Source organism: Mesorhizobium sp. M7A.F.Ca.CA.002.05.1.1 (assembly GCF_003998335.1).
GTDB lineage: Bacteria > Pseudomonadota > Alphaproteobacteria > Rhizobiales > Rhizobiaceae > Mesorhizobium.
This window is the reverse complement of the sequence record NZ_RZQI01000429.1, coordinates 1-4,946: the sequence shown is the minus strand read 5'-3', so window position 1 is coordinate 4,946 and position 4,946 is coordinate 1. Positions and strand designations below refer to the sequence as shown.

At 63.0% G+C, this 4,946-nt stretch carries 6 protein-coding genes; all 6 read left to right on the top strand.

Translation table 11 applies throughout. From position 1 onward, the window contains the following. Positions 1–1,218, top strand: a 1,218-nt coding sequence (gene hisD, locus EN939_RS20650; protein ID WP_127269457.1) for a histidinol dehydrogenase, incomplete at its 5' end; no start/stop codon positions are given. 20 nt (positions 1,219–1,238) lie between these two features. Beyond that, positions 1,239–2,279 carry a LacI family DNA-binding transcriptional regulator gene (locus EN939_RS20645; protein ID WP_127269456.1) on the top strand — a complete coding sequence of 347 codons (1,041 nt, stop codon included), beginning with the start codon at positions 1,239–1,241 and terminating at the stop codon, positions 2,277–2,279. Further along, entirely contained in the window at positions 2,272–2,889 is a 618-nt protein-coding gene (locus tag EN939_RS20640) for a hypothetical protein (RefSeq protein ID WP_127269455.1), read from the top strand. The genes EN939_RS20645 and EN939_RS20640 overlap by 8 nt, the downstream gene beginning before the upstream one ends. Beyond that, the gene (locus EN939_RS20635) at positions 2,861–3,736 is read left to right on the top strand and encodes an N-acyl homoserine lactonase family protein (RefSeq protein WP_127269454.1); all 876 of its coding nucleotides are present in this window, start codon (positions 2,861–2,863) and stop codon (positions 3,734–3,736) included. Before EN939_RS20640 ends, EN939_RS20635 begins: the two co-directional genes overlap by 29 nt. Then, complete coding sequence (locus tag EN939_RS20630) at positions 3,724–4,674, top strand: 3-hydroxyacyl-CoA dehydrogenase (RefSeq protein ID WP_236383432.1); 951 nt, start codon at positions 3,724–3,726, stop codon at positions 4,672–4,674. Before EN939_RS20635 ends, EN939_RS20630 begins: the two co-directional genes overlap by 13 nt. A gap of 13 nt (positions 4,675–4,687) precedes the next feature. Continuing rightward, a partial coding sequence (locus EN939_RS20625; RefSeq protein WP_127269453.1) for an SDR family NAD(P)-dependent oxidoreductase occupies positions 4,688–4,946 on the top strand: 259 nt, incomplete at its 3' end.

The window sequence follows — 4,946 nt, the reverse complement described above, 5'->3', positions numbered from 1 at the left end:
GTAGAGGGCATCATCGCAGATGTCCGTGCGCGTGGCGATGTTGCGGTGCGCGAGCTTTCGATCCGCTTCGACAAATGGGACCGCAAGGATTTTCGCCTGACCGATGCGGAAATACGCGCCTGCCTTGCGGAACTGTCCGAACAGAACCTGAGCGACATCCGCTTCGCGCAGGAACAGGTTCGCAACTTCGCGCAGCATCAGCGCGAAGCGTTGCGCGATATCGAGATCGAAACCCTGCCGGGCGTTGTTCTTGGGCACAAGAACATCCCCGTTCAGTCCGTCGGCTGCTATGTGCCAGGCGGAAAATATCCATTGCTGGCTTCGGCCCATATGTCGGTCATTACGGCCAAGGTTGCCGGCGTGCCGCGCATCTTCACGGCTGCGCCGCCTTACGAGGGGCGCCCTGCCGCGGCGATCGTTGCGGCCCAGCACCTGGCAGGCGCGGATGAAATCTATTGTCTCGGCGGTGTGCAGGCCGTAGCCGCCATGGCACTGGGCACACAAAGCATCCAGTCCGTTGCCATGCTGGTCGGTCCAGGCAACGCCTTTGTGGCGGAAGCCAAGCGCCAGCTCTATGGGCAGGTCGGCATCGATCTCTTCGCCGGTCCGACGGAAACCCTGGTCATTGCCGATGACAGCGTCGACGCCGAGCTATGCGCGACCGATCTCCTCGGCCAAGCCGAGCATGGTCCCAACTCACCGGCAGTCTTGCTGACCAATTCAGAGGCCCTCGCCAAAGCCACGATCGCAGAGGTCGAAAGGCTGCTGAATATCCTGCCGACTGCCGTCGTCGCCCGTCGCGCATGGGAGGATTATGGCCAGGTGATCCTGTGTTCGACAGAGGACGAAATGGTCGGTGAAGCAAACCGCATCGCATCGGAACATGTGCAGGTCATGACACGCGATCCCGATATCTTCCTCGAGCGGATGACGAACTACGGGGCGCTGTTTCTCGGGCCGCGAACCAATGTCGCCTATGGCGACAAGGTCATCGGCACCAACCATACGCTGCCGACCAAGAAGGCGGCCCGCTACACTGGCGGTTTGTGGGTTGGCAAGTTCATCAAGACCTGCACCTATCAGCGCGTCCTGACCGACGAAGCGAGCGCCATGATCGGCGAGTACTGTTCGCGCCTGTGTGCCCTGGAGGGTTTCTACGGACATGCCGAGCAGGCCAACATCCGGGTCCGCCGCTACGGAGGTCGCAACGAGGCCTAAGGCAGCGCAACGGAGTTTTCATGTCGGTCATCGCCCGCAACAAGAACAGCAAACCCCGCCTGACCGTGAAGGATCTGGCGCGCGACCTCGGCATGTCTGTTTCGACCGTCTCCAGGGCTTTTCACGCCGATGCGGTGATCGCCAAGGGCACGCGCGACGTGGTGTTGAACCGCGCGAGGGAGATTGGCTATTCGCCAAACCCCTTCGCGCGCAGTCTCATCACCAAGAAGACGCGCATTGTCGGCGTGGTCGTCGCCGACATCAAGAATCCGTTCTACCCGGAAGTCCTCACCCGGCTCACCACCGAGCTGCGCGCCATCGACATGAACGTGATGCTGGTCGCGGCCGACCAGTCGGGCGAGGTCGACCAGGCGCTGCGCCTTCTTCTCAACTACCAGCCCGACCTCGCCATCATTCTCGCGGCAACATTGTCGTCGGAAGCCGCGCAGGAGTGCCGCAACGCCGGCACGCCGGTGATCTTCTTCAACCGGCTGTCGGCCGACGACCACGCTTTCGGCATCTCCTGCGACAACATCCTGGGCGGCCGCAGCATTGCCGACTATCTGGCCGACACCGGCCACCGGCGCCTGGCCTACATCGCCGCGCTGGCGGATGCCTCGACCAATGTTGCCCGTCACCGCGGCTTCAGCGAACGCGCGGTCGAGCGCGGCCTTGCAGTGCCTGCCGTCATCGATGCGGGGCAGTTCAGCTACCACGCCGGCTACGAGGCCGCCTGCAAGCTACGTGATCTTGAAGAGATGCCCGACGGCGTGTTCTGCGCCAACGACATTCTCGCCATAGGCTTTCTCGACGGCGTTCGGGAACTGGGCCTCAACGTGCCGGACGACCTCTCGATCGTCGGCTTCGACGATATCGAAATGGCGCATTGGCCTTCGCACGGGCTGACGACCGTCAAGCAGCCCATCGAAAAGATGTTGGAGGCGACGATTTCGCTGGCCAAGGAACTGGGCACGAATGCTGGCCGGGAGCCGGTCGTGCAGATGATTGCGCCAGGCGCCGTGATCGAGCGCGCGACGACGCGCAGGAGGCATCATGACTGATCTATCCGCAAAGCGCTTCTTCGAACGCGCGGTCAACGTTCACCGCTACGACTGCGAGCTGGTTGCAGCGCCGCAGCCGTCGGACGCTGAAAGCGGGCAATTCCAACCAGCCATCGACAAGGACGGGGCGACCGACGAGGCCGTCGTCCGCTACGTGGTCGCCACCCGTCCCATCTATGACGGCCTGCGCCGGCTGATTGGGCAGGTCGCGGGCTTGCTGGTTTTGGCCGAAGCTGGCGGTCGCCGCGATGTGCTCGACCTGCCGGATATCCCGGCGGCCTGTGAACAATGGGCCGAGGTCAAGCAGCGCCTGGGCGCCTTGCAGACGCCGCGCGGTCTGGAGGCCCATTGCGTGCGCCTGGAGACCGCGCACGCGACGCTCGGCGAAGTGCTTGACGAATTCGGCCTGGCCCGGCTGCGGCGCGACTGGCAGCAGCATCTCGACCGGGCAGCGGAGAGGATCAAGCACGCCTATGCCTGGCTGCAGGCGGCGTCGGAGCCGCGCGCCGGCATGACGCCGATCGATTTCAATCATGCCTGCTGCAGTTGTGCACAGCGCTGGCGAAAACAGGGAGGAAACGATGGGTCAATATTCGATCTGGGTGCTTGAGTACAGCTACGTCACCAACTACCACAAGAGCGGCGTGCTCTACGGCGCCCACAATCAGGGTCACGTCAAGCTTCCCTACTGCTATGCGCTGATCAAGGGCAACGGCCACGTCGCCATGGTCGATGTCGGCTACAACAACAAGGACTACGGCAAGCATCTCGGCGACAAGTTCGGCGTCGAGAACTGGCACTCACCCGAGGCCGTCCTCAGCGAGATCGGCCTGTCGCCGCAGGACGTCGACACGGTCTTCGTCACCCACGCCCACTTCGATCATTTCGGCAATGTCGAGGACTTCCCGAAGGCTACCTTCTACATCCAGGAGCGCGAAATCGCGAAATGGGTCTGGGCGATGTCGCTGCCGGACCGCATGCGCTGGATGAACGTCGCCGTCGACCCTGGCGATATCGTACGCGGTGTCGACCTGGCCCGCCAGAAGCGGCTGGTGACGATCGATGGCGCAAAGCAGGACGTGCTGCCGAACGTCGATCTCCATCCCGCCTTCGATAGCCACACCTACGGTTCGATGTGGGTCACCGTACGCAACGGCAACGAAGATACCTGGGTGCTGGCAGGCGATCTCGTCTATGTCTTCGACAATATCGAGGGCTCGGGAGCTGCCGTCGATGTCGAGACGCTCTACGTCCCGGTGGGCCTTGCGGTCGGCAGCCAGACCAATCTCGTGCTGGCGACCGAGGAGATGATGAAGCAGGTGAATTACGAGGCACGGCGCGTCATTCCCATCCACGAAGAGCGGCTGAAGGACCGTTTCCCCTCGCGCATCACCAAGGATGGCCTGCGCATCACTGAAATCTGCCTCGCGGACGGCGAGAAATCGTGGGTGCAGTAATGGAGCAAATCCGCAAGGTGGCCATTGTCGGGGCAGGGCTCGTCGGCCGCGGCTGGGCGATCGTCTTCGCTCGTGCTGGTCATGACGTGACCATCTATGACGGCAGCGACGACATCCGCGTGGCGGTGATTGACAGGATCCGCGCCAGTCTTGCCGACATGCACGAAGCCGGGCTGATCGATGCGATCGATCCTGTCATGCGGCGGTTAAGGGTGGTCGACACGCTCGAGAGTGCGGTTGCCGATGCCGACTATATCCAGGAATCGGTGCTCGAACGGCGCGATGTCAAGCAGGCCGTCTGCCTCGAGATCGATCGGGCCATGCGGCCCGATGCCGTCGTAGGCAGCTCCAGCTCAGGTATTCCTGCCTCGGCGTTTACGGAACAATGTGTAAAACGCGCACGCTTCCTCGTGGTGCATCCGGTGAATCCTCCACATCTGATCCCGTTGGTCGAACTGGTTCCGGCGCCATGGACGGACGCAAACATCGTTCCTTGGCTACGGGAACAAATGGAAGCCGTGGGCCAGGCGGCCATCGTCGTGCGCAAGGAGGTGGAGGGCTTTGTCCTGAACAGGCTCCAGGGTGCGCTGCTCAACGAAGCCTGGGCATTGCTTGAGGAAGGTGTCGCAAGTGCCGCCGACATCGATCTGACGGTGTCGCACGGGCTTGGCTACCGCTGGTCCTTCATGGGACCGTTCGAGACGATCGACCTCAACGCGCCTGGCGGGATTGCCGACTATGCGCGGCGTCTGGGGCCGCTCTACCACGCGATCGCACTGGCAAGGCGCGATCTGGCGCCTTGGTCCGAAGCGCTGATCGGCAAGGCCGAAGCCGAACGCCGCGAGAAACTGTCGGCATCCCGCCTCGGTGAACGCAGCACCTGGCGCGACCGCAATCTCATGGCGCTCGTCGCTTATAAGCAACGTACCAGCGTCTGACACGGAGAGGGCCATGGCGGCAATGCTGCAAGACAAGGTTGCCCTGGTGACCGGAGCGACCGGTGGTATCGGCGCGCAGATCGTATCGAGGCTCGCGCAGGAAGGGGCGTCGGTCGTCGTCGGCTACAACAGTTCACGCCAGGCGGCCGAAGCGCTGGTCTCGTCGCTAACGCCCCGCGATCATCTCGTCGCCGAGGCGAGCGTCACCGACAGCGACTGCCTCGCGCGATTGGCCGGCCAGATCGAGGAAAGGTTCGGCCGGCTCGATATCC

Bases quoted from the DNA above. Each gene is read 5' to 3' on its own strand.
- EN939_RS20645 (WP_127269456.1), top strand. From the start codon at position 1,239: ATGTCGGTCATCGCCCGCAACAAGAACAGCAAACCCCGCCTGACCGTG.
- EN939_RS20635 (WP_127269454.1), top strand. From the start codon at position 2,861: ATGGGTCAATATTCGATCTGGGTGCTTGAGTACAGCTACGTCACCAAC.
- EN939_RS20640 (WP_127269455.1), top strand. From the start codon at position 2,272: ATGACTGATCTATCCGCAAAGCGCTTCTTCGAACGCGCGGTCAACGTT.